Source organism: Shewanella decolorationis, assembly GCF_004354305.1.
GTDB lineage: Bacteria > Pseudomonadota > Gammaproteobacteria > Enterobacterales > Shewanellaceae > Shewanella > Shewanella decolorationis.
The window spans coordinates 4,036,799-4,057,146 of sequence record NZ_CP037898.1 but is presented as its reverse complement, the minus strand read 5'-3'; the positions used below and the strand labels follow the sequence as shown (position 1 = coordinate 4,057,146).

Annotated in this window: 20 protein-coding genes; 11 read left to right on the top strand and 9 right to left on the bottom strand. The window is 48.0% G+C overall.

What is annotated here, in order from left to right; genetic code table 11:
• Positions 1–253: 253 nt before the first annotated feature.
• From moeA to EYR25_RS18120, 4 genes are read left to right on the top strand one after another with little or no spacing between them, the layout of a single operon-like run.
• Positions 254–1,507 (top strand): molybdopterin molybdotransferase MoeA, encoded by a 1,254-nt coding sequence (gene moeA, locus EYR25_RS18135; protein ID WP_133181995.1) that lies wholly within the window; start codon positions 254–256, stop codon positions 1,505–1,507.
• Positions 1,508–1,518: 11 nt separating this feature from the next.
• Positions 1,519–2,280: a molybdopterin-synthase adenylyltransferase MoeB gene (gene moeB / locus EYR25_RS18130; protein ID WP_133181993.1), complete on the top strand. Its 762-nt coding sequence runs from the start codon at positions 1,519–1,521 to the stop codon at positions 2,278–2,280.
• 36 nt (positions 2,281–2,316) lie between these two features.
• Positions 2,317–2,979: a Bax inhibitor-1 family protein gene (locus tag EYR25_RS18125; RefSeq protein ID WP_133181991.1), complete on the top strand. Its 663-nt coding sequence runs from the start codon at positions 2,317–2,319 to the stop codon at positions 2,977–2,979.
• A 25-nt stretch (positions 2,980–3,004) separates the two neighbouring features.
• A complete protein-coding gene (locus tag EYR25_RS18120) occupies positions 3,005–3,301 on the top strand; it encodes a putative hemolysin (RefSeq protein ID WP_133181989.1) in 297 nt (98 codons plus the stop codon).
• Positions 3,302–3,343: 42 nt separating this feature from the next.
• Here EYR25_RS18120 and rlmF read toward each other — a convergent pair whose 3' ends face one another.
• Positions 3,344–4,438, bottom strand: coding sequence for a 23S rRNA (adenine(1618)-N(6))-methyltransferase RlmF (rlmF, locus tag EYR25_RS18115; protein ID WP_133181987.1), 1,095 nt, complete (start codon positions 4,436–4,438; stop codon positions 3,344–3,346).
• A 59-nt stretch (positions 4,439–4,497) separates the two neighbouring features.
• Entirely contained in the window at positions 4,498–4,908 is a 411-nt protein-coding gene (locus EYR25_RS18110) for a flagellar basal body-associated protein FliL (protein ID WP_133181985.1), read from the bottom strand.
• A gap of 101 nt (positions 4,909–5,009) precedes the next feature.
• Here EYR25_RS18110 and EYR25_RS18105 point away from each other — a divergent pair, with 101 nt between their 5' ends.
• Entirely contained in the window at positions 5,010–5,579 is a 570-nt protein-coding gene (locus tag EYR25_RS18105; RefSeq protein WP_133181982.1) for a chorismate--pyruvate lyase family protein, read from the top strand.
• A gap of 60 nt (positions 5,580–5,639) precedes the next feature.
• Here the strand turns inward: EYR25_RS18105 and EYR25_RS18100 are convergent, their stop codons facing one another.
• Both EYR25_RS18100 and EYR25_RS18095 read right to left on the bottom strand, forming a co-directional pair.
• Positions 5,640–8,450, bottom strand: coding sequence for an immune inhibitor A domain-containing protein (locus EYR25_RS18100; protein WP_133181980.1), 2,811 nt, complete (start codon positions 8,448–8,450; stop codon positions 5,640–5,642).
• A gap of 293 nt (positions 8,451–8,743) precedes the next feature.
• A complete protein-coding gene (locus tag EYR25_RS18095; RefSeq protein ID WP_023266268.1) occupies positions 8,744–9,337 on the bottom strand; it encodes a YhgN family NAAT transporter in 594 nt (197 codons plus the stop codon).
• A 295-nt stretch (positions 9,338–9,632) separates the two neighbouring features.
• On the opposite strand from EYR25_RS18095, the gene EYR25_RS18090 reads away from it, so the two are divergent.
• Together EYR25_RS18090 and EYR25_RS18085 are read left to right on the top strand one after the other, a co-directional pair.
• Complete coding sequence (locus EYR25_RS18090; protein WP_133182954.1) at positions 9,633–11,264, top strand: ZIP family metal transporter; 1,632 nt, start codon at positions 9,633–9,635, stop codon at positions 11,262–11,264.
• 62 nt (positions 11,265–11,326) lie between these two features.
• Complete coding sequence (locus tag EYR25_RS18085; protein ID WP_133181978.1) at positions 11,327–12,127, top strand: NRDE family protein; 801 nt, start codon at positions 11,327–11,329, stop codon at positions 12,125–12,127.
• Positions 12,128–12,130: 3 nt separating this feature from the next.
• Here EYR25_RS18085 and EYR25_RS18080 read toward each other — a convergent pair whose 3' ends face one another.
• Positions 12,131–12,580, bottom strand: coding sequence for a YybH family protein (locus EYR25_RS18080; protein WP_023266271.1), 450 nt, complete (start codon positions 12,578–12,580; stop codon positions 12,131–12,133).
• Between the two features lie 129 nt (positions 12,581–12,709).
• Here EYR25_RS18080 and EYR25_RS18075 point away from each other — a divergent pair, with 129 nt between their 5' ends.
• On the top strand, positions 12,710–13,270 hold the full coding sequence (locus EYR25_RS18075; protein WP_011715392.1) for a lysophospholipid acyltransferase family protein: 561 nt from the start codon (positions 12,710–12,712) through the stop codon (positions 13,268–13,270).
• A gap of 25 nt (positions 13,271–13,295) precedes the next feature.
• On the top strand, positions 13,296–13,919 hold the full coding sequence (locus EYR25_RS18070; RefSeq protein WP_133181976.1) for a LysE family translocator: 624 nt from the start codon (positions 13,296–13,298) through the stop codon (positions 13,917–13,919).
• Here the strand turns inward: EYR25_RS18070 and EYR25_RS18065 are convergent.
• Complete coding sequence (locus tag EYR25_RS18065; protein ID WP_023266273.1) at positions 13,916–15,184, bottom strand: mechanosensitive ion channel family protein; 1,269 nt, start codon at positions 15,182–15,184, stop codon at positions 13,916–13,918. The two genes, EYR25_RS18070 and EYR25_RS18065, sit on opposite strands and share 4 nt — an antisense overlap.
• Before the next feature lie 206 nt (positions 15,185–15,390).
• Here EYR25_RS18065 and EYR25_RS18060 point away from each other — a divergent pair, with 206 nt between their 5' ends.
• Positions 15,391–15,969, top strand: a complete 579-nt coding sequence (locus tag EYR25_RS18060; protein ID WP_133181974.1) for an outer membrane protein — start codon at positions 15,391–15,393, stop codon at positions 15,967–15,969.
• Positions 15,970–15,986: 17 nt separating this feature from the next.
• Here the strand turns inward: EYR25_RS18060 and EYR25_RS18055 are convergent, their stop codons facing one another.
• From EYR25_RS18055 to EYR25_RS18045, 3 genes are all read right to left on the bottom strand, one after another.
• Positions 15,987–16,379, bottom strand: a complete 393-nt coding sequence (locus tag EYR25_RS18055) for a DUF1090 domain-containing protein (protein ID WP_133181972.1) — start codon at positions 16,377–16,379, stop codon at positions 15,987–15,989.
• Positions 16,380–16,977: 598 nt separating this feature from the next.
• Positions 16,978–17,385 carry a DMP19 family protein gene (locus tag EYR25_RS18050; protein WP_165953524.1) on the bottom strand — a complete coding sequence of 136 codons (408 nt, stop codon included), beginning with the start codon at positions 17,383–17,385 and terminating at the stop codon, positions 16,978–16,980.
• 956 nt (positions 17,386–18,341) lie between these two features.
• A complete protein-coding gene (locus EYR25_RS18045) occupies positions 18,342–19,319 on the bottom strand; it encodes a transposase (protein ID WP_133181968.1) in 978 nt (325 codons plus the stop codon).
• A gap of 217 nt (positions 19,320–19,536) precedes the next feature.
• On the opposite strand from EYR25_RS18045, the gene EYR25_RS18040 reads away from it, so the two are divergent.
• On the top strand, positions 19,537–20,178 hold the full coding sequence (locus tag EYR25_RS18040; protein WP_023265875.1) for a DUF3157 family protein: 642 nt from the start codon (positions 19,537–19,539) through the stop codon (positions 20,176–20,178).
• Positions 20,179–20,348 lie beyond the last annotated feature (170 nt).

The window sequence follows — 20,348 nt, the reverse complement described above, 5'->3', positions numbered from 1 at the left end:
AATTTACCTTTGTTGACTTCGCTAAGTTAATGATTCATTGATAAAAATGATTTTCATTTGTTCATAGACTCGTATTTAGCAGCATATCCAAGTCGTCGCAAAATGACGTCTTGCTAGCGTTTTCTTTAGGCAAGACTTAAGCAAAACTGTCTGACAAATCACATAAACCCCTATACAGATCATAGCCAAGCAAGCACAGCGTGGCATAATAGCCCCCATATTTGCCCAACCCTTTGCCCATAAGGAAGACCCGATGTCCGTGAAAGCCGATCCTTGTTCGCAACCTAGCTTAATGCATCCAGATCAAGCCATTCCCCTTCTGCTTGAGCAGGTTAGCCCAGTGTCAGACACAGAAGTCGTTACCCTTCCCCATGCGCTTGGTCGCGTATTGGCCGAGGATTTGGCCTCTTGCATCGATTTGCCGCCCTTCGATAACTCCTCGATGGACGGCTACGCCTTTCGCTTTGCCGACTTAAACAGTCAGACCAATCAAACTACATTAACCCTGATTGGTAGCTCCTTTGCAGGCCATGGTTATGAAGGTGAAATCACCCCTCACTCCTGCGTGCGCATTATGACGGGCGCGCCAGTGCCAGCGGGTTATGACACAGTGCAAATGCAGGAAGAGACCAACGCGCAGGGCAATCAAATCCAAATCAATCACCCTAAGGCTAAGGGTGCCAATGTGCGTTGCCGCGGTGAAGAGCTGCTGCAAGGCACTAAAGTGTTGAAAGCGGGCATCGAAATTAAAGCCGCAGAACTGGGCGTATTAGCCACCATTGGCGTGAGTCAGGTGCGGGTTTACCGCCAACTCAAAGTCGCGTTTTTCTCCACTGGTGATGAACTACGCCCCGTGGGCAGCGACTTAGCACCGGGACAAATTTACGATTCAAACCGTTATTCCATCCAAGGTTTACTCAGCCGCGCCAATGTGGAATGGCTGGATTTAGGCGTGATAGCCGACGACCCAGAGGCCATTCGCCACGCATTTCGCCATGCCGCGAGCCAAGCGGATATGGTATTAACCTCAGGCGGCGTCTCGGTCGGTGAAGCAGATTTTACTAAGCAAATTCTTGATGAAGAAGGCAAAATCACCTTCTGGAAACTCGCCATTAAACCGGGTAAACCCTTTGCGATGGGACGCATCGGCAAGGCGGTATTCTGCGGCTTACCGGGCAATCCAGTCTCTTCCATGGTGACCTTCTACAAGTTGGTGTGGCCCATTCTGAATAAGATGCAGGGCTTGACCCCGAAGGCACCACTGATGCTTTCCGCCACTCTGACAACTCCCGTGCGTAAACAGCCCGGCCGTGTCGAGTATCAGCGCGGCATTTTATCCCGCAATGCACAGGGCGAGTTGGAAGTCGCCATCACGGGCAGCCAAGGTTCGGGCATGTTGACCTCTATGAGTCTGGCGAATTGTTTCGTGCTGCTGGAGCAATTCCAAGGTGACACGGCTGTGGGCACGCAAGTGACCGTTGAACCTTTTAATTCAGTGCTCTGCTAAGGTACGCCTCGATGAATGAACAACTAGAGATCCTCAGCGACGGCGAACTCACCCGCTACAGCCGCCAAATCTCCATCAAGGCGATGGATATCGACGGCCAAGAGCGCTTAAAACTCGCCAAAGTCTTGATGATTGGCGCCGGCGGTTTAGGCTGCGCGGCGGGGCAATATCTCACAGTTGCGGGCATTGGCGAGTTGACTCTAGTGGATTTCGATACGGTCGAACTCTCTAATTTGCAGCGCCAAGTGCTGCATCAAGACGCCACTATCGGCCAACCTAAGGTCGAGTCGGCCAAGCAGAGCCTTAATCGGCTCAATCCTCACGTTAAAATCAATACTATCAATGCGGTATTGGATGACCATGAGATCGACGCCTTAGTCGCCAGCCACAGTATAGTGGTGGATTGCACCGATAATGTCAGTGTGCGTGAGCAGTTAAATCAAAGCTGTTTTAAGCACAAAATACCACTGGTCTCAGCCGCCGCGATTCGTATGGAAGGCATGGTTACTGTCTTCGACTATCAAGCACAAACACCTTGTTATCATTGCTTTAGTTCACTCTTTGGCGAGCAGCAACTCAGCTGCGTCGAATCTGGCATTCTCGCCCCAGTAGTTGGCATGGTCGGCTGCTTGCAAGCGGTTGAAGCCATTAAAGTGATTACTGGGATGGGCAAGACACTCGCAGGACGAATCTTGATGATCGATGCCATGACCATGGAATTTCGCGAAATGAAACTCCCTAAACAACCCCACTGCAAAATTTGCAGTCAGTAACTAGCTTACTTTCAACAACTAAGGATATAAAAATCAATGGATTCTGAAAACAGCGTATTCGACCGCCGCACTACCGATGACACTCTCATTGGCGCGGGTCTTTATAATTTAGTGATTGGCTTAACCCTACTTTGGGGTTTTGCCGTGAACTATATAATGGTCAGCCATATCGACCCCGAAGCAATTGCCAGCGTTAACCCGTGGATTTTCTTTATCGGTTACTTCGCTTCGTGTTTCTTTGGGATTTACTTATTTCAAACATCGAGTAACCCCCTCGTCAGCTTTATTGGTTACAACTTTGTGGTCGTGCCCTTCGGCTTGATCATTAATATGGTCGTTAGCCAGTACGACCCAGAGCTAGTGACCGAAGCGATTCGAATCACGGGCTTAGTCACTATCGCCATGATGTGTTTAGGAACTATGTTCCCTGCCTTCTTCCAGAAAATCGCTGGGGTGCTGACTATCGCATTGTTATTAGTAATAGTCGTTGAACTGATTGAAATATTTATCTTTAAAACCCACCACGGCATTTTGGATTGGATAGTTGTGCTCATTTTCTGCGGCTATATTGGCTACGATTGGGGCCGCGCAAATCAAATCCCAAAAACCGTCGATAATGCCGTCGACAGTGCCGCCGCTTTGTATATGGATATCATCAACCTATTTCTGCGTATTTTGCGGATTTTAGGACGTAAATAAGTCACTCAACGACAAGGAAAACAGCATGAAGTTAACATCACCACTGTTAATCGGCCTGATCATGTGCGGTAGCTTAGTCGGCTGCGGCGAGAAGACTGAACCTGCAACTCAGGCGCCCGCCGCAGTAACAACCGAAGCCAAAGCAGGCGCTAAGGTGCAAATCGCCAACCCAGCGGCCGAATATTGCATCTCACTAGGTGGCACCTCGGAAATCCAAAAGACGGCTGAAGGCGAACAGGGTGTCTGTACTTTGCCAAGCGGTGAAAAAATTGATGAGTGGGCGCTATTTCGCCGCGACCATCCACAGGAAAAAGCCCAGTAATTGAGGCTGAGTAAAACAACAGGCGCACTCGGCGCCTGTTTTTTATTCCCCGCTGATGACCTGATTACGCCACTGCAAACGTTTAGCCTGCGAATGGAAACTCCATGCGAGCACCCGAGTGACCTTATTGCCCTGCTGCATCTCAATGGTTTTTACTGTATCGACACCCAACTTTTCCAAAGCCTGATAACAAGGCTTTAGATTCTCCTGCTTCGACACTAAGCTGGTAAACCACAAACACTGCTCGGCAAACGCTTGGCTCTCGCGGATCATAGTGGCTAAAAATTGCTTTTCTCCCCCTTGGCACCATAACTCCGCCGCCTGACCACCAAAGTTTAAGGTCGCGCTGGTCGCTTTAGGCTGCTCACCACGATTGAGTTGCAGATTACGCACCTTGCGCAGCGAGCCTTCACTCGCTTCCTTTAACGAGCCATGAAAGGGAGGATTGCACAGAGTTAACTCGAAGCGATCTGAGGCTTGAATAATTCCCTTAAAGACCGCCTTTTCATCCTGCTGCCGCCTTAAGGATAAGTGCCCCTGTAAACTCGGGTTATTGTCGATAATCCGCTGCACATTGGTGAGCGACTGAGGATTAATATCCGAGGCGACAAACTGCCAGTCATACACTTGATGACCTAGGATGGCGTAAACACCATTCGCCCCCGTGCCTATATCTAAGGCACGGATCGCCGCAGTGTACTTAACTTTGCCGCCCTCAAATAACAGATCGGCCAAGTAATGTAGATAGTCGACCCGCCCAGGGATTGGCGGGCACAGCGCGCCCTTGGGAATATCCCAAAATGCCAGCCCATAATGATGTTTCAAGAGCGCCGCATTCAGGTTTTTTACCGCTAAGGGATCGGCAAAATCGATAGATAAGGCGCCATAGGGCGTGGGCCGAACAAAGGTTTTTAGCTTAGGAAAACTCACCATCAGGGCCGGAAAGTCATAGCCATTAATATGCAAATTACGCGGATGTAAGCTTTTCTTCTCGCCGCGCTTTGCCTTAGGCTTACTCACCGTTTTCGGCTTAGCAACTTGGGGTTTGACCACTGACTTAGGCGCGCTTGGCTTGCCCCGTTTACCCGCGGCTGAGGTCGCGGGTTTAGCGGCAGTTTTATTGACGGGTTTAGGCATAATGACTTATCAACAAGGGCGGGCTAATCAAAGGATCAGCCCTTAGCATATTGGCGAGATTAATCGTAAAGATAGGAGGTAAACAACAGGTTGACCACTAAGGGTTTACCCGCTTCTTTGGTCAGCAGATTATTCACCATATCAAAGCATTCACGGCGGATTTCTTCACGGCCAGTGAGGGACTTAATCTTTTCTTCGGCCTGATTACCCAGCACCTCAATAATCGCGGCGCGTAGTAGCGGATCGTGGCGCTCGACGATGACGAGATCATCAGGACTTTTTACCATCAGCTCGACACTGATCTTCACAAACCCCAGTTTTTTGCGGTTTGAAATATAGTTAGTCACGATTTCGGGTTCAAAACCGTAGTAGGCGTAATCTCCCGCGGGAGCCGCTTCTTTCTCGTCGGCCGCATATGCACTCAATACAACACTGAATAAGATCAGGCAGGCTGATAATAATTTTTTCATCGCGGTTTACAGCTCCCTAAAAACAATAATGGTCAATGGAAGAAACTTCCCAATCTATCTGGTAGACTGCCGACGTTTGCTTATATTGTAACGAGTATTTAATGAATGTGACCAGCTTAAGCTTTCCCTATGGCGAATCTATTCAATGGTTTTGTGCCGATAACGCCAAAAATCTTCCCTCTTCTCCCCTTAAAGAATGGTTGCTGGCACCGGGAAGCCTGACACAAAAGCTCAAGGGCTGTTGCGATAAATTCGAAGTCAAAATCCTCGGTGAAGGCCAATGTGCGCCGCTCGAAGGGGAATATCCCAAGCAAAATGCCGTTTGGGTGCGGGAAGTGTTACTCTGCCTCGATTCTGTGCCTTGGGTCTTTGCTAGAACCTTGATCCCACAATCTTTATTATCGACCCGCCAAGCCGATTTTTTAGGCCTAGGTACACGCCCACTGGGTGAATTATTGTTTAGCCAAGACAGTTTTGTGCCCGGTCGCATCGAAATAGCCCGCTTTACCCCCGACAGTCGCCTCGCTCAGCTCGCTCAGAGTTTAGCGCAAAACGTCGAACACGAGCTCTGGGGTCGACGCCGATATTTTCACCATAACGAGGAGGAAATGTTTGTCAGCGAAATGTTCCTCCCGGCCGCAGTACAAGCGATGGCTAGGCTACAACCCTAACCGCTAAGCTAAAACAAAAATGCCTCTATATCAGAGGCATTTTTTCGTTAACACATAAGCTTATTGGCGCTGGCGGCGCCACGCAAAGCCACCGAGCAACACTAGGCTCAGCCAGCTTAAGCTACCACCACCGCCACTACTTGGGGTTTCGACTGGCGTAGTTGGTGCTGTCACGGTAACGCTTGAACTGCTACTCGCGGTAGCGTTTTGAGTATCTTTCACCGTCAACGTGACAGTGTAAGTGCCCGCGCGAGTGTAAGTGTGGGTTGGCGATGCCGAAGTGCTAGAAGTGCCATCGCCAAAGTTCCATGTATAGCTTAGGCTGCCAACGCCACCTGCCGAGGTGTTGCTAAAGTTAACCGTAAGTTGGTTAGCACTGACACTAAAGCCAGCCGTTAAAGGCAAGCTCACCACAAGCGTTTTCGTCACCGTAACACTGGTACCTTTAGCATCTGTTACCGTTAGGGTCAGCGTATAAGTTCCTGCATTCGCGTAGGTATAAGTCGCCGACGCTGAAGTACTGGTTGCTCCCGCAATACCAAAATCCCAAGCATAAGTATAAGCACCCTCACCACCCTCGACCGCGGCAGTAACAGAGGCTGTTAAGCCATTTTGACTTAGATTGATCGCTGCCGTTAAGGGCGTTAATGCAGGATCGGCATTCGCATTGGCTAAACGGATAACCGCGGTGCTATTGTCACTGGCTTGAGAGACCACTTGCATAGTCAAGCCGAGTTTTTGCAACACCATACCCGATTGAGGTTGTAGCAGCGCACTGTAATCTAAACTATCGTCAAACAAGCTGACAGGCTCGAGGTTAGTATCACCGCTGTAAGCGGTTTGCCTTACAGTACTAAAGGCTGCATCGCGGATTTGGGTGTCGGTTGATCTATTCCCTATCATGTTCTGGTCAGCATCAATCACCCCAATCAAACTATGGCCAGGATGATCTGACACGTTGTTATCATGGTAACTAAAATCCTCTAACCACAGGAGAACACCGGGATCAAAACCTTCGTTCTTTAAGCCTGCATCAACGCCATTGTGGCTACGCAATTGGATTAAGTAGCGTGAAGCCGCACCTGGACGTGTGTTGGTGATCCGGCTATAACCTGCCAGAGTCGCTTTACCCGCAGCTTCAGCATTATCGGCATACAGCTCAGTTGCACCTTGCTTGATGCTGATGTTGTCGATAGTGATACCCGACTCAATAGCAGCCTCATCGGTCACATAAGTAAATTCAATCGTTACATTTTTGCCAGCGTAAGCTGACAAATCATATTCCAACCCCACCCAAGCATCACTGCCGCCTGCGGTCGAAATACTCGATGATTTACCCGTAATAATATGTCGAGCGCTGTTAATTGCGTTGACGGACTTAGTGTAATTACCCGCAATCGCCACACCATTCACTTTGACCTGCATATAGTCATAATCGGCCTCAATCTCCCAACTTGCCTGCATCGCAAGGGTAAGTTTTTCACTCGTCGCCGGTAAATTTGCCGTAAAGTTCATACTATGGTTCAGCATATCGCCTTGGCCAGAGTAATACTGATAACTCCCTTGATAGGGTGCTTTAAAGGCGATCGGCGCAGCAGGCAGCGGAATGGATATCTGATTTACCGCATCTTGGTTTGTCGCCTGATTAAGGGTGATCTCCATACCAGATTTAGGAATGCTGTCTAAGCTGATCTCACGCTCATTCAGCCATTTACCTTTATATTTTTCCTGTAAATATGAACGTGCATAAGGGCTAAAACCGCTAGGTTTAGTTCCTGGAATAGCACCCGTCCAGCTGCCACCGGACATCAAAGACCATGCGCCTACGGGAGAGCCATCCTTATTGGTGTTATCCGTAGTGTCATATTCATCGGGTAAGCCAAGATCATGGCCAAACTCGTGGGTACATACCCCAGTCGCCGCATCGATTGGTTGTATGGTGTAACCAAAGAGTTTTTTGGACGACCCAGGTAGGCTATAACCTTGCGTGCTCTGGTCAACGTAATAACGGTGCGACCAAATCGCATTATCCCCTAATTTGCCGCCCCCAGTTTCTTCCCCAATACTCGAGTGGAAAATCATCACATGGTCAATAATGCCATCTGGCTCATCTAAATTGCCGTTATTATTTAAATCATATGGGTCTTCAACATCATAGGTTGCAAGCTCTGTGGTTGACATATTGGCAACCGCTTGGGTTACCGCTTCTTTCACTAGCTCAGTCACATTGGCATCACTACCCGTATCGGCATCATTCGCACCATAGTAATCGGCATTTTGGCTAGCGGTGTACCAACCTTTCACATCGCCCGTAAAGAAGAAGGTCTTGCCCGAAACAGCTTGGTAATATTGATAGGCCGAATCTAAGGTCTGCCCTTGAGGACCATTAAAACCTGTGGTGGAGAAGAGTAAATTTTTATAGTGAGAAGCGGGGTAACTAGAGTAATACATGTCGGTATCACTCGCAGTTAAACCATTGTTGTTATACTTTAAATCAGGAAAATCAATTAGAACGGTTAATACCTTCACCGTTTTAGTCACGTCGGCATCCGCTAATACTCGCTGTGCGGGTGCGCGCATCATCGCCGTCGCTTTGGCTTTTTGTAGGCGCTCTTGCTCTGCCTCAATCACCATTCTCGGCTCTTTAGGCTGAGCTAGGCTGGCACGGGCAATATAGGCTTCAACGGCCGCTTGCTTAACGCTATCGCTGGCATCAGCAGAGACTTCACCCCGCTTAATCAACCAATAGAGGATCCTTTCTTTATTAATGACCCCTGCATCCGCTGGCGTATGATTGGGCGCGGCAATACTTACGCCACTCAGCAAGGCCAACATCAAACCTAACGCTGTGATACTTTTTGAACTTCGCATTACCTTCTTCCTTCCGTCACAATGTGCGCTGTAGCCGAGCTATTTTCTAAGGCTAGTGCCTATTTGCTCTATGGCAAGTTTGTTTTTGGCAGCTCGTATTTTGAATACCTATCCCGAATTTTGCGGGACGTAAAAACATATCAGGACCACATTTATGTAACAACTTGATACAGACTGCAAAGTCATTCTTTTTTACTTTAGTCAGCATTTGTTCAGCAAATCACAACCGACATTAGGGCACAAAAAAACCGCATTAACGACATTAATGCGGTTCTTACAATATTTCGCAAAGTTTAGCTGGCGGTTTTCATATAGTTTGAAACCCCATCGAGGAACATTTGCACCGAAATCATCACCAGTACCATCCCCATTAAGCGCTCAACGGCCGTTAAGCCTTTTTCACCCAACATGCGGGTAAAGAGCTTATAGAACATTAAGATAACCGCACTCGCTCCCCACGCAGATACTAGTGCTATCGTCCAGTCACCCATACGAGAACTGTCGGTGTGTGCAAGTAAAATCAGCGCAGCCAGAATCGATGGTCCCGCCATCAACGGAATCGCCATAGGCACAATAAAGGGTTCTTCCCCCGCCGCAAGGCCAACCACACCGCCAGGTTGAGGGAAAATCATTCGAATGGCGATCAGGAATAGGATAATCCCGCCAGCGATGCTGACAGACTCAGAGCGCAAATTTAAGAAACTGAGGATGGCTTCGCCGGCATACAGGAAGGCCAACATGATCACTAATGCAAAAATCAGTTCGCGGATCAAAACCCTGCGACGTTTTTTCGGGTCGATATGCCTTAAAATCGACGCGAAAATCGGTAAGTTACCGAGGGGATCCATAATCAAAAACAACATTACCGCAGCAGAAAATATATCCATTTAACTTTATCAACGCCCAAGCCAACATGAACCCATATTGTATAACTTTTTCGCGTTACAGATGTGAAAAATTATCTATAAAATTCCTAATGATGGCTCTAAGCCAGCATACCTTTATCAATTTACCCCCCAACCAATGCCAAGCCGCACTGAGTTTACGCCCTTGAGCGTTAAAGGGATTTCTGCGCCTGCAATAATAGGTCATAGTCGCGTGAGTAAATTGCCTGTAAGTCACTGCTCATTTTAATTTCAACTGGTATACTATGGCGTTTTTTCAGCAAAATTCGTGGAATCCATGCTCTATCTTCTCGCTAGCTGTATCGCACTATTAATCGGACCACTGTTTTATCGCTACTTTTCATCGGGCAGCGGCTTACAGAAGGGACTCGATGGCTTTATCTTCGTCTCTTTAGGCGGGCTAGTGCTGATCCATATTTTGCCTGAATTACTCGAGCATGGCGGCCTATTGGCCATCGTCTTTGTGGTGCTAGGCCTCTGGGGACCGACCGCCAGCGAACGCTTATTCCACCGCTACTCAGAGATCACCCATAATCTCACCCTGTCACTCGGGATTGGCGGCCTTTTACTGCACACCATTACAGATGGCGGCGCTATGGTGCTGGCGCAGCAGGACGGCAATTCCAGCCTATTGGCGCTCGGGGTGATATTGCATCGCCTGCCCGTTGGCCTCGCCATTTGGTGGTTACTCAAGCCTCAAGTAGGAACCCGTTGGGCAAGTCTCGTATTAGTCGCCATGATGCTGCTCACTGGCGTGGGTTATTTCGCGGGCGAGCAATTATTATCCCAGCTCAGTTTAGATAATACCGTTTATTTACAAGCCTTTGTGACGGGTTCAATCCTGCACGTTGTACTGCATCAACCCCATGGTCAACACGATACCGATAAGCAAGGCCAGTATGAATATCAGGCCGGTATCGGCAGTTTACTGGGGATTGGACTGTTGATAGTGCTGTTACTGATGGATTCCGGCGGCCATGACCATGCCCACCACGATCACAGCACCGAACAGCTAACCACTTGGTTAATGACCATAGCGCCAGTACTTTTACTCAGCTATGCCGCAGCTGCGCTGCGATTCCAGCTTGGCTTAACTCCGCAGGATAACAGCCTGGCTCGCCGTTGGTTCCAACGCTTAGCGGGCCCAGAGGCACTCGTGCTCAGCGCGCTACTGCTTGGCCCTTGGTTAGCGCTATTCCAGCTACTCGTGGTGTTTATTATGAGTGCATATCTCGCCCATGCTCGGGTCGAGATTACCGATCCCCACAGCAAGTTGCCCCACAATGCGCTGCGCTTTGGCTTTGCCCATCTGGTTGATCGCAGTGCCCCTTGGGTGCTTCTCAGCCTAGTGCTCGTCAATCTGATCGGCCATCCTTCGGTACCGTTAAGCAATCCAATGTTGCAGATTGCCGTACTCTTGTTGGTCTTTTTACCTATGCGTTTCTGTAATTTAGGTGCAGCAGTACTGTCGATAGCCCTCGCCTACAGCGGCTGGAGCCCAATTGCCATCATACTGCCTCTAATTGCTGCGCCCGTGCTGAACATCGCCCAACTTAAACTTATGAGTTGGCCGCAGCGTGGTGTTTTGCTGACGATTATTGCCGTATCACTGGTAGCAGCCCTTAAGTTACCTATGTGGTTCTCCTTGGTCACCTTGCCTGAGGCAATTAATTTGGCCGCCTTGCTGGTTCTATCCGGTTTATTTGCTGCGAGCTTACTGCGCCTAGGGCCACGTAAGTTCTTACGCCGCCTGATGATGTTAAAACCGGCTACTCATGGTCATAAGCACGGCCATGCTCACGCGCATGCCTCGGCTACAGAAACCGCCCATAGTCACGGGCATGGCCATACACACTCTCATCAGAGTGGCGGCCACAGCCATAGCGATGTAAATAAGCACCATCACTAGCACTGTTCATTTGATCACAGACAGGCTAAGTTAACCTTATCCTTGGATAACCTTAGCCTGTTATGTGCATACTCTTCGTCGCCCTTAAAGCTCATCCTCAATATCCGCTGATCATATGCGCGAATCGGGATGAGTTTCACCATAGGCCCACAGCACCGGCACAATTTTGGCAACCGGAGCAGAATATGCTCGCGGGCAAGGATTTGCAGGCGGGTGGCACTTGGTTTGGGGTGAATAAGCAGGGGCAAATTGCGGGCGTCACTAACCTGAGGGTGGCGCAAAAGTCCCAAGAGCCGATGCGCAGCCGCGGCGAACTGATCATTAAAGCCCTAAGCTCGGGTTCGCTTATCTGCCCTAACTGGCTTGAGGAACACGCCGAAGATTATCAGCCATTTAATCTCGTGTTTGGCCAAGGCACTAATCTCTATTGCTTTAATAGTCTTAAGCAAGAAACGGTAAAACTTACGGCAGGATTCCATGCAATAAGCAACGGCGCACTCGATGATGTCTGGCCGAAAATGGCTAAAGGCCAACGCTCACTCGAGGCCCTTATCCAACAATCGGGGCCACTCGAGCTAGAGTCGCTGATTAAGTTGATGCAGGATGATTCGCGGCCAGAGGATAACGAGCTACCCGACACTGGCGTCGGGCTAGAGTGGGAACGCCGACTCTCGGCAATTTATATTCGTCACCCCGACTATGGCACCCGCTCCACCAGCATTTTGCTGCAAAATACCCAAGGGGAAGTCCAGTTTACCGAGGTAAGATATGACGGTAAGGGTCGACGACTGGGACAGCAGGACTTCCACTTCACCCTGCCGTCGCAATTACCTAAGGAGCCAGACTGTCTCGCCGACTTTTAGCGGTCAGTCTGAACTGTGGTCCATAGTGATCACCCAGCGGTCATCAATTTTTTCCACCAGCAGGGTAAATACCCCCGTGGGCGCATCCTTTTGCCGCTTTAAATCCCAACGCCCAACTACCATAGCGGCGTAGTTACTGAGCATTTTGATTTCTTTGATGGTGAACTTTAGCTCACCCAGCGCCTCTTTATTCGGATAGTTTTTCTTGTAGGCGGCAAGGGTTTCATCCCAGCCGTAACGAAACTTTCCATTAGAGACAAATCTAAGCTGTTCGTTCTTCCAATAACCCTGCATGTAAGCGTCAAGATCGCCGCGGTTCCACGCATCTTCCTGACCTTTTAGCATTTGGGCAATGTCATCCGTCGGCACCGCACTCACCTGCCCAACAAACAGCAACATCAGTACCGCGAAGCACCGTAAAATATGTTTTTTCATCAATCCCTGTCGCAACATAGTATCGCTCCCCAACTATCAGGTTAGACTGTACTATAACCAAATTGGCGCAGACTATCTTGTCAAAGCCGATTTATAATTAAAAAAAGCTGATGATATTATTCATTTTTCGACTCTGAGCACCAAACTATGTTTACACATTTATGCCGCTGGCTACTCAAAATTTCAGGCTGGCAAATCCAAGGGCAATTACCCTCTCAAGCCAAATACATTGTGATTGTTGCGCCACACACCAGTAACTGGGACTTTATCATCGGCGTGCTCGCTCGCGGCGCCTTAAACACCCGCATACACTTCCTCGGTAAGCATCAATTGTTTATTCCGCCTTGGGGTTGGTTCTTCCGCGCTATCGGTGGCAGCCCAGTGGACAGGCGTAAAAACAATAACTTAGTCGATGCTGCGGTGCAGTTATTTGCCACCCAACCCGACTATAAACTCGCGCTCGCCCCCGAAGGTACTCGCAGCCCTGTAACCCGCTGGAAATGCGGCTTCTACCATATCGCTTCCAAGGCGCAGGTGCCAATCGTGCCAGTCGGCTTAGACTTTGCCCGTAAGGCCGTGGTGATCCAACCGCCACTGCAACCAAGGGAAATCGAGCAAGATATGGCGGAAATCCTCAGTTTTTACCGCAGCATTAAAGGACGTCATCCCAAAACGATCCCCGACTATACGCCAGACAACAGACGTTAATGCCTGAGGAATAACGGAGCAAAGCATGCAGACCGAAACCTGGTTACTCTACCTTTTTGCGATTGTGTTGATTGGGATTTCCCCCGGGCCTATCGCCATGTTGTCTATGTCCCACGGTATTCATTTCGGCAAAACACGCAGCATAGCCACGGGGCTTGGCAGTGTCAGCGCCGCACTGGTGTTGATGGCGGCTTCGGCGGCAGGATTAGGCGCGATAATCAGCGCCTCGGAATACGGCTTTAGCTTACTCAAATGGTGCGGCGCCGCCTATCTGGTGTTTTTGGGCATAAAACTCGTGCTCACCAAGTCACAGGGGCAAAAGCTGGAAGTCGCGAAAACCGAAGGAAAAGGGACAGCTAAGCAACTCTATAAGCAGGCATTTTTAGTAGGGATCAGCAATCCTAAAGACCTGCTGTTTTTTGCGGCGTTATTTCCACAATTTATCGATTTAACCGCACCACAAATGCCACAACTGACGATTCTTGCCCTCACCTGGGCGCTGGTCGATTTTAGCTTTGTGATGCTGTACGCCTCGATGGCGAATGTGCTGGCCCCGAGCCTAAAGGCCAGCAACAAACTGCATTGGTTTGACCGTACTAGCGGCGGCGTGTTTCTCACCCTCGCCGCCATCTTAGTCAGTCGAGATTAGCCTTCAACTTTCACCGATTTTAGACTGCGGATATCGTTGCCCGTCGGCGCTTGGAAGGCCTGTAAACCAAACTCGGGCAATACGGCAAAGATATGATCGAAGATATCCGCTTGTATCGCCTCATAAAAAGCCCAACGAGTGTCATTGGTAAAGATATAAATCTCTATCGGTAAACCTTCAGTCGTCGGCGCGAGTTGGCGCACCATCAGAGTCATATCTTTATGCACTTTATCGTGGCGCTGTAGGTACTCCTGCAAATAGGCGCGGAAGGTGCCCACGTTGGTTAAATGACGCCCATTAACCATCATATCCAGATCCGACACTTTAGCATTCGACTCTTGGATCTCGCTGATCTTCGCGGGGAAATACTCTTTTAAACAATTGATTTTACTGAGGCGATTTCGTTCTTCCTCAGTTAAAAATTTAATGCTGTTGATGTCGATATTGACAGCACGCTTGATACGACGACCACCGGATTCCGACATACCACGCCAGTTACGAAACGCATCCGACACTAAGGCATAGGCGGGGATCATTGTGATGGTCTTGTCCCAGTTACGAACTTTGACCGTGGTTAACGACACTTCCTCCACCGCACCGTCGGCGCCGTACTTGTCCATTTGGATCCAGTCGCCCTTGCTCACCATGCGGTTGGCTGCCAGCTGAATCCCCGCCACAAAGCCTAAAATGGTGTCGCGGAACACTAACATCACAAAACCCGTTGCCACACCTAAACCGCTGAGGAAGTACACCGGGGACTGATCTGCCAGTACGGAAATCGACACGATCAGACCGACGAAGAACAGGAAGAGTTTAATCAGCTGCACAAAGCTTTTTACCGGCAAACGGCGGCTGACCAGATTGATGTCGGAGATCTCATTAACCGCATCCAGCCCAGCGTAAATGGCACGGATCATCAACACTACCAGCCAAATACTCAGGAGACGGTCGACTAAACTGCTGAGTAAAGGGTGCTCGGTTAACGTAATTGGCACTAACAGGTTTAGCACGATAGCGGGCACTAACATCGCCAGCTTTTCGAGCACTTTATAACGCATAAACACATCGTCCCACGTCACTTTTGAACGCAGGATGACCATGTTCACCGCGCGGATAACTCCTCGGCGCATAATAAAATAGGCAATGGCCGCTACTAACACGCAAGCAAGCAGCATAATGCTGGTCGATATCCCGTCTGACGGCTGGCTATCGATCCCAATACTTGATAACCAACCCGAGATTTCAAGGCGAATTTCCTGATCCACGATTCACTCCAATTTAGGTACTAGCGCAACAAAATCATACAAAGGAAACAACCGAGTTACCCTTGGTTAAACGCCCCATTTTAAACGCTCACGCAAGAAACAATTATTTCACAAATCATTCTTTTAAAAGAGATTTTAGCATTTTGAATTGACCGCACACAAAAGGAAATGAACAATATTCAACCTATTATTAAGGAAGCCATCCCATGTATCGCCATTTCCCCAAATTCACCTATCTTAGCATGGGACTACTGAGCCTATGCCAACCTCTACAAGCAGCAGAATATAACACTGCAAGTCATCTGATTATGCCAGATAAATCAGATGAAAAGACCCATACCCCCTATATAGCGTTAATGCTCGATTACGTTCCGGCAACAGATAATCTGTATGGAATCACCATTGCACCTTACCATTTTGATGATAATTACCAGCGATGGGGTTATTACCTTGGTTATGCCCGCAGTCGTGAAACCGATATTGTTGTGCCTGAACCTGCATTATCCCATCGGCAAGAAAGCCTATGGCGCTTAGGTTTAAGCTACAGTTTAACGACCGACTTAAGCTTTTATGCGGGAGGCAGTGCCTATACCAGCACCACAGCTTACACCAACAATATTTCACCCCGAATTGCTGGCGGTAAACCTAGGTGGGAAGAAGATAAAACCACTCAATGGGGTGCTGAAGCAGGCCTTAGATACCGTATCACAGAGCATATTATTCTCAGTGCTGGCTATAACTCCAGCACTGAATCAACGATTTTGAGCATTGGATACGCGGGTTAACCCGAAAGAGTCCGAACTTATTGCGAGAGTTCAGCTCTCGCCTCAGCAAGCTCTGATTCGACCTCTGCAATCTTTTGACGTTTTTTATTAATTTTATCCATAGGCTTACCATCAGCAATCGCTTCGGTAAGCTCATGTTGGCGCTCGGCTAATTTAGCTTCTAAGGCCTCAATTTTAGCTAAACGCTCCGCAGTTAAGCTGTCATCATCGCAATGGGTAGCAATCTCATCATAGACCTTTTCAAGTCCAGCGACTTTATGTTGATTGCCAGCAGCCTTAGCCTCGGTGAGTTCAGCGCCAATGGCCGCTAATTTTGCAGCGCAGCCCATAGTAGCGGGTTCATCAGCCCATGCTAGACCACTAAAAACCAAGCCAAAAACCAATATATAAGTATGATATTTGATGAGCATTTTACCCTCCTCAAGTGTACTAACGCATACACGCACCGACAGTTTTGATTATATCGCGAGGCTTAATCGTACAATCTCCACTCGAAAGCACACAACTCACTATGGAACAGAAGAGCGTTAAATATTGGAAGACGAATATCATTGCTTGGTTATTGAATGCGGATCATATTTAAGGGCGAACCATGGTATTTGCTCGGCGACACGGTGAATAGAAATCTAGGATTTCTTAGCTTATGAACGAGGGCTATGGATGGCAAACTGGCCGTTAAACAGGGATGTTGTTCAAGTCCATCCGTGGATGCAGGGCCGCCCTGTCTGATGTGAATGGATTCACGAATGCCGCGATGGCATGGATGCCAAAGAGCGGCCATGGGGCGGACGGTCGCCTCGCTAATCACCATGGTTCACCCGTTTAACATCGGTTTAGCCTGTTTGTTCTAAAAGAAGATTTGAAACTCGTTTTGGGACATTAAAGCATGTCAGGACGTCAACTGTATCAGGTGAATTTCGGATAAAAATTGCTATGGATTAACGCCCGCGTAGTGTGCTGGTTTGAAGCACTAGCGGAAAATCAGCACATTACGCGTTTTTTATGTTTTTACTTCGCCACATAAGCATCAAGCATTTCATAAAAGTTTTCCGAATACTCGTAAAACTCTGAATCTAGATCTCCGAGCTTACCCATCTTTGAGTCTTCATCAATTTTTAAATGGTTTTGTCTTTCAAGGCGAGATTCGGGTAACTTACCATTGAAAGCCACATCTATAGCCCGTTGGAGCAATGAGGCAGTTTTAGTGGCACCTATATTATTGAGTGATTTCAGAGCAAACGCAGCATGATCCCCAGAAGAGTTCCAGAAATATTGATGGAACCCACCATTGTTTACCTCTGCTTCAAACCACCAAATCGTATATATTGCCTTTTCTTTTTCAGACAGATTGGAAAAGCCAACAGCCTCATACTTTTCAGAAACTGCATCATAAGATGCTGGGTATTCTTTTGCCATTACCAATCCCGATATTGCAGTAAGAATAATTAGAAGTCTTCGCATATTCCCTCCGAAAACATAACGCCTCAAACACCGGCTTGGTGAAGTTGGCGGCTTTTGGGCGCACGCAAAACAGGTGACAGCTTAACCAAGTCCATGGCTTTGACTTGTTAATCCCAGTTTTTGGCAAACACCCATGCCGCATTAAACTCACGGGTACTTGCATTAAATGTAAACTCACAACCTTCATCAGTAAGGTCATTTAGACCCCCTTTTATTACAGGACCGGACTGGTCGGTAAAGCTAATGCCGTCAGCAGATACTCTTTCACCTGACCATTCTAAGCGAGGCCCATTGAATAAGGCTAAACAAAGACCATCTGTTGCAACTAGAAACCCAGTTGCTTTGTTGTAGATAATATTGCCAATACCGTCCCATTCAGTTGTTGAAACTATTTCTCTTTTGTTTGGATCAAAAATTAAATTTAGCTACCCATTTTAAATCAATAACATAATGCACTTTATGTTTGCCTACAACTTGTCCGAGTTAAAATGGTTTAAATAGGGACCATCAACAATCGCGGGAGAGCATCTAAGGCAATAAATTGCGCGAATTCCTTCAAAAATGGGGTATTTCAGACGAGGAAAATTGTCCCATAGCGCTTGGGAAGTGTTCTGGATGGGGCTTTTGAAATGATATAAGTAGTTTTCAGTTGCTGTAAAAGTGCTGGCAGCTTGCGACTTTTAAATCTAGCCACCCATTTTAAATCAATAACATAATGCACTTTCGGTTTGCCTACAACTTGTGTGAGCTAAAATAACTTTAGTGGGAGTCATCAAAAGTCGCAGGGAGAGCATCTAAGGCAAAAAATTACGCTAATTCCTTCAAAAATGGGGTATTTCAGACGAGGTAAATTGGCCCATAGCGCTTGGGAAGTGTTCTGGATGGGGCTTTTGAAGTGATATAAGCCGTTATCAGTTGCTGTTAAAGTGCTGGCAGCTTGACGCAAAATGCCGTCGTCGCTTTTCTAAGTGTTCGCAGTAATCGGTTAGTGCTCGCAATGTGCCCACTGGACCATGAAATAACTTGCCAAATTCGGTGGTCAGTTTGAGCCAATTATCATGGGGGATATTTAATCTGTTCAGTATCTTGGCGCTACTTTCACTGATGTATCCACGTTTATCATTTCGAATAATTCGGCCTGTATCATCCACCAACTGAAGGTAATCTTTTAATGAAAACGCAATGCCATTGGGTTGGTCGTCGCACTCGTTACCAATAAACGGCAGGAGATTGCTTGGCTGCTCACCTTTTAATGCGGCCCGAATACGCAGTTGAATACTGGTATGGTCGGATTGTTCTGGTGTATCAGCAAGTTGCGCTCGAATCGGATTTAAATCAACGTAAGTCATACAGGCTAATACCGCAGCTTCATCGAGTAGAGCTTGCGATTTAAATCGCCCCTCCCAGAAGCGACCTGTACAGTTATCCTCTTGATTTGCTTGTCTTGCAATTGGTTCGTTGAGGCAGCGCATAAACCATGAGATATCACACAAACGACTGCGATAAAGGGCGATTGAATGCTTTAATCGATTGACCTGATACGCCTCAACCAACTCACCTTTGGCGAATTTTTGCGTTAATTCATCGCCTTTAAACAACTTATGCCATTGCTCAAGCACTTCGCGGTCAGTCCAACGATTTGCCGTCTCGATATCGACTCGCAGCACCACATGCAGATGATTAGACATCACCGCATAAGCAGCTACATCAATAGCAAAAACAGCAGCAAGTTCAAACAGTAGCGATTCTACCCAACCTCGGCGATGGTCATAATTTTTACCCGAGTAACTGTCATCACCACATAAAAATGCCCGACGCACCACGCGGCTACAGCAATGGTAATAAGGTGTGTCTTCAAGGCTTATCTGAGTTCTGCGGGGGCGCGGCATACAAACCTCCTTGTTTAATGCTTAACCAAAGCATAGTCGGAGGTTAACTACCACGCTATTAAGGTTGGGTGTCCAAGTTTAGTTCAAGTTTAGTTAAGTTAAATCCAGACTAAATCCACTTTATTCACCAAAACACGACTTAGACAGTGACGACTATGCTGCAAATTGTTTATGTTAGGGCAAATTATTGACTCGACTGATATCGGAGCCAGAAACCATGCCCAATTCATTTCGCCTCAGCGCGCTCAGCTCATTATTGCTGCTCTCTTCATCTGTGATGGCCGCCGATGTGGCAACTATCACCCTAGAGAATGGCGCTCAGGTCAGACTCAAGGATGACTTTACTTGGGAATATATCATCACAGAGACCAAAGTCGCGGCAGCGCCAGCGATTGCCACTGTTACAGCCCCTACTACCGAGGTGACATCAACCCCAGCGGCAACAGCCGTAGCCAGCAATACGCCCGCGGTTGCAACTGCTGCGCCAGTCACCACGCTAACTGCCAATGCCATTGCGCGCCCAGAACTCTTGGGATCAACCGCCAAAGATGGCATTAAGGTCACCTTCAGCGAGAGCCAATGGAAAAAGGATAAACTCGGCCTAACTTTCGAGCTTGCTAGTACCAGCGGTGAGCATGTGACCTTAGTAGAGGTAGAAGCTAGCTTCTTTGCCGACGATGGCACCTTGCTCAAAACCGAAAAACTCGAAGTCTGGGAAGCCATTTTCCGTATGCCGGAAACCTACCTACGTAAAGGCGAGCAACGTAAGAGCCCTGTGATTTGGGTTGAAGGTGTCGATAAAAACCGTTGGCAGAAACAACTGATTAATCTCAAAATCACCGAAATCAATTCTCGTTGATCACTTACTTAAGAGAAGAAATTGGGCGGTAATGCCCAATTTCTGTTGTCGCTATTTATTGATCTTGCCTTACTGACCGCTATATAAGCTAGAATGCCCAAATCTTCGACACTGTTTATTTTAGAGCCAGTCATCAATGCCTAATCGCCACTCACTGTTATCTATGGCCA